Genomic DNA, 245 nt, shown 5'->3' with positions numbered 1-245 from the left:
AAGTGTGGGTTCATGACACGTAACGGAGCATCAATCAGACCACCTTCAAACTCTGTACTGTGGCTATCCATCCCTCGCCCAGTCAGTGCTTCGAAAATAGTAATATTATGCCCAGCATCCTTTAGAATTCTTGCGGTAGCAAGACCGGCCATGCCGCTACCAATAACTGCAATATCCAAAATTATGATCCGTCAGTCTGACTTATATTGACTGAAATTATGACCCAATGTCGAAAAAATAGGGCT

General features: G+C 43.7%; 1 protein-coding gene. It reads right to left on the bottom strand.

Annotated features, from left to right (window positions below; genetic code table 11):
- Positions 1-179, bottom strand: a 179-nt coding sequence (locus tag ACKX14_RS16350) for an FAD-dependent oxidoreductase (RefSeq protein ID WP_422449484.1), incomplete at its 3' end; no start/stop codon positions are given.
- Positions 180-245 lie beyond the last annotated feature (66 nt).

The sequence above is a fragment of the Thermorhabdus hydrogeniformans genome, assembly GCF_049310025.1.
Lineage (GTDB): Bacteria > Bacillota > Thermosediminibacteria > Thermosediminibacterales > Tepidanaerobacteraceae > JBJYKD01.
Note: the sequence above shows the minus strand (reverse complement) of the source record. Positions and strands in the feature narration are given on the sequence as shown.